This is a genomic window from Nitrospirota bacterium (assembly GCA_020846775.1).
In the GTDB taxonomy this organism is placed as follows: Bacteria; Nitrospirota; 9FT-COMBO-42-15; order HDB-SIOI813; family HDB-SIOI813; genus RBG-16-43-11.
This window is the reverse complement of record JADLDG010000069.1, coordinates 1-3973: the sequence shown is the minus strand read 5'-3', so window position 1 is coordinate 3973 and position 3973 is coordinate 1. Positions and strand designations below refer to the sequence as shown.

Genomic DNA, 3973 nt, shown 5'->3' with positions numbered 1-3973 from the left:
CCATTTCAGTGATTCCTAACTATTTTTGACAGGATTTACAGCATAGGCAGGATGTTTTTTATCCTGTTCATCTTGTCTATCCCTGTTAAATAAAATTCGTGTTTGTTCGTGGCAAAACACCTTTTCTCCTGTTTATAAATTCCTCGTCCTCAACTTCCGTCTCGCCCGTTCGTCGTTATTTGACCGTTCTCATCGGTGAGATGTACCAAATTATCTGCATAGAATCAGGGGTCCTGGTTGCAAACCCACCGAGAGACCTTTATCAACGCTTCCTATAAATTTTACCCTTACTTGTTCCTTCAAACCGACCCCTAATAAAATATGGCACCTGTTCAGTGTTATTTCCGCCAGCCATCCACCAATGAGGTAGTGTTTGCGTAACTGGCGTATTTTTAAAGCGTGAAAGAGTTACAGCCGTGCAACCTGGATGTATATCGGTTTTCCACTGTTCTGGTGGCATGTAAACTACATCTTTCGGTTCAGAACAGTTTGCCACACTGTCGATAAGGGAACACATGGAATCACGAGTTCCTAAATGCCCCAAATTTGTCAAAGCCAATTTTGCTGCCTCAGCATGATCTTCAGGAATTCCCACATAAATGATAGTTTGCCCTTCTACCAAGCCATATTCACGAGTTCCCTGATTAATATTAGTCAAGCCAAGACGCGGGTTGTGTTTGTCATATTTATCAGTTTCATATCTTCTTAATTGATGGAACACTCTGAAAAATATAATTCCGTCTGGAGCATCCACCACCACCCTGCAATTATTAGCAACATCAAGAAAAGCCTTTGCCGCCGACTCCTTTCCTAAAGAGAACAGTGTTGAAGCAATTCCAAGCAAAACAGTTGTTGGAGAGACAACCGGAGAACCCATTGCCGACGCAAAGGCAGAACGAGGATCACGGTAAGCATAGGTATGAAACTTATATGCCGCCTTGAGCCATATTAATGGTAGTGCAGTAGCAGGTGCTACTGATTCTGAATCCACTGTACCCTTTTTTCTCGACATTGTTTTTTACTCCTATAACTTGCTTTTTATAGCTGCAACCGCAGCGAGAAGATCTTTGGTGTCTTTGAATTTCCATACCCATGTATCTGTTTTATTTTCAAGGTCTTCCATTGTTTTTGTATAAGTTGGATCTGGTTGCACTGGTGCATCCTTATCTTTCAAATCAACTTTTATAGGTGATGCAAACGGCGCTGTTCTGGCAGAGGTCAAAAGAATTGCGCCTTCTGTTAAAAATACATGAGGAGCCCATCCAGCCGTCTTTGCCCCCGTAGGTGAGGCAATAAAGTTTATTATGGCTTCAATAAGGGCTGCTTGTCGCTTTTTCTGCTCTGGTCCTGTTATAGCAAGGCGCTGTTGATTATTTTGTAAATACCAGTAATCATCAGTCCCAATTCGGTGTAAATCTGCCCGAATAATGCCGCCATATGTATTAGAGCGCATTGACTGCGCATATCTGCTGTTCATTGAAGCAGTGTCACGAAACGCCGAATGCTGAGTAACAGTTAAATCTTGAGGATTTTCACTGATCAGCCATGCCACATCAAAACAAGATTCTCTTTTTACGGGGTCAACACTTCCAATCTGTGCGCAATGCCGATTAATATAATTACTCTCTGCCACATAATCACCTGCATTGGCTTTACCTTGAGCATCTTTCCATGCTGCCAGAAATCCTCCGACATCAAGAACAGCACACTTCTGAATAGCTGCTCTGACGCTTGTGAAAAGATTATTTGCATCAAGCGTTACTGGATTGGCGCTATCATTCCTTGCAGCTGCACGAATCCCAATCGGTCCTCTATCCGGATGCAACCCTTCACTTAACGGCAACATGGGGATTTGGGGATTCTGATTTCTGCAAAGATCCAAAAAATTTTCCAAAATATGCCGCCTTATAATTTCCCCGCTTATTCCATCGTAAGTCATCTGCCCGACATCAATCCGCCGAGGCTGCATCAGATTACTTCCGTCAGCCCCCTCATTGTTTAAAGCATGAAAACCAAGTCCTAAACGGTACGCAAATGATATGCTCCACAGTTCCATTATTGTTCCTCCTCTCCTGAATTGTTTGTTTCGGAGGCATCTGCATCAGACACCTCTGGTTTAGACTCTTTCGGTTTATATGTGCTTTCTTGGATAAGATACATCCTGAACAGGTCACGAAAAGTCTCGAAATCCCGACCTTCTCCAACACTTGCCAAAAGCGCTGAAGGGTTGTAGTCCTCGTTTCTGTGAACTGTCCCAATTTGTCCATGCTCACGATGTCCTTGCTCAAGAAGGATCAAGGCTTTTTCCCTAAAAGCCCTCGGTGAAGGTGCGGAGCGCAGCATGACTACTTCGTCATACCATACTTTGCCTTTTTCACCTTCATCAGCCTTGTTCTGACGGGCAAAATAGATGGCAGATGCTACAGCTTTTGCAAATTTACGCACCGCCTCATGATCTCCTTTCCAATCCCCGTAACTCATACCAAACACCTCCTTTACATATTCTGATTTTGTAAAAATTTGTTGATAATACCCTTTTACCTTAAATGATCTTTCCTGAGAGGTAATCATTGATGATAGATGTTTTCCCACAGGCTGCATCAGCCAATAAGCCATTGCAAGGACATCAGGAGTAAATTCTGTAGCCTTGTATTCTCTTCCCTGTTTATTCCATGCCTTGCTGACTAATATTCTAAAAATACGATGTATGTGAGCAGCAAAATCAGCCGTTTCAATTTTATCTATAGCTGTTGATTTTATTGAAATCAAACCCGAATAATTGTCGCTTCGTTGGCTTCCAAGATTTGTATTGAAAGCAACCGCAGATAAACGTTTCTGGTATCCTTCCGAAAAAAGGGATGATTTAAGAGATAGTAAAGCCAACGCCTGCGAGCAAATTACATTGGGTAATCCAAGCCAGGCACGCAAAGGACTAACTACTTTAGATAGATCAATCTGTCCCTCAAATACAGGCAAAAACAAAATGTTTCCCAGACTTTCCGTTCTTTTCTCCCCTGCAAAGGCAAGCATTCCTTGACCTAATGGGATATCAGCCTTACATTCAGGTTTCGATGTTTGACCTGTCTGCAAGGTTTCGTAAGTATAAGCGGCTATACCTCTGATACCCGTCTGTAAGATTGAATCATAGCTCTTTTTCCCCTCTATAAAATAGCTGTCAGAGGAAAGATGCCTCTCAAAAATATGAGAGTGTAAGAAATCGCAAAATTCCCCGGCATCAGGTTTTTTCTTATCCCACACCTGTTTAAACGTGTCAACATCCCGGCCTTCCAAAAAATGAGTACGTTGTCTCCCTGTTACCTCCCACTCATTGCCAGCATCATGTATAGCAACATCCTCCCGCAGTCCGATGTATAAATCAATAGCTCCGTAAAGCTTCAACACATCAAAGAACGGCAGCCCTGTTTTGGGAACATACAATATAACTGGCTTACCTCCAAAATCTTGTAGTGTCGAAGACGCCTTTGACCAATCAAAATTCATCATGATTCAGCCCTCCACATCTCCAACTCCTCACCTGCTGCATCTTCTCTGTCAGCCATAAGGATTGCCCTTCCGACAAGAGCATAAATGGGGAAAAGGTCTACATTCGGCAATAACAGAGGTACATCTTCCTTTGCAGGAGATTTTTTGGCTGCCTCAAGGATTTTATCAGATTGTTTTAATGTTATTTCAGAAGTGGAAACAGCTTTTAAGACATCCTTAATAAATTCATTGGTTTGTGGATGCGGGTTAAAATGATGATTAACCTGAGATGGATTTAAAAAGCTTGAATGGTGGCGAGCCGCAGATAGAGCAATTGAGCGGATTAGATATTGTTGGGCTGAATCAAGCGAGCCGATCAAGAGCTCAGAGGCTTTTATCATGGCATTATATCCAGGCGGCGTATGTGGAACACCAATACGATTACCCATTTTTGAAGTCCGTCCAAGAAGTTCAGCAATAGGTTCACCTT

Annotated in this window: 4 protein-coding genes; all 4 read right to left on the bottom strand. The window is 42.5% G+C overall.

Annotated features, from left to right (window positions below; genetic code table 11):
- Positions 1 to 262: 262 nt before the first annotated feature.
- Entirely contained in the window at positions 263 to 1012 is a 750-nt protein-coding gene (locus IT392_09395) for a hypothetical protein (GenBank protein MCC6544700.1), read from the bottom strand.
- Positions 1013 to 1024: 12 nt separating this feature from the next.
- Positions 1025 to 2056, bottom strand: coding sequence for a hypothetical protein (locus tag IT392_09390; GenBank protein MCC6544699.1), 1032 nt, complete (start codon positions 2054 to 2056; stop codon positions 1025 to 1027).
- Complete coding sequence (locus IT392_09385) at positions 2056 to 3504, bottom strand: hypothetical protein (GenBank protein MCC6544698.1); 1449 nt, start codon at positions 3502 to 3504, stop codon at positions 2056 to 2058. The genes IT392_09390 and IT392_09385 overlap by 1 nt, the downstream gene beginning before the upstream one ends.
- The coding region (locus tag IT392_09380; protein ID MCC6544697.1) for a hypothetical protein at positions 3501 to 3973 on the bottom strand (473 nt) is incomplete at its 5' end. The genes IT392_09385 and IT392_09380, both read right to left, overlap by 4 nt.

Excerpts from the sequence above, each read along its gene's own strand:
- IT392_09385 (MCC6544698.1), bottom strand. The coding sequence starts at position 3,504 with ATGATGAATTTTGATTGGTCAAAGGCGTCTTCGACACTACAAGATTTT.
- IT392_09390 (MCC6544699.1), bottom strand. The coding sequence starts at position 2,056 with ATGGAACTGTGGAGCATATCATTTGCGTACCGTTTAGGACTTGGTTTT.
- IT392_09395 (MCC6544700.1), bottom strand. The coding sequence starts at position 1,012 with ATGTCGAGAAAAAAGGGTACAGTGGATTCAGAATCAGTAGCACCTGCT.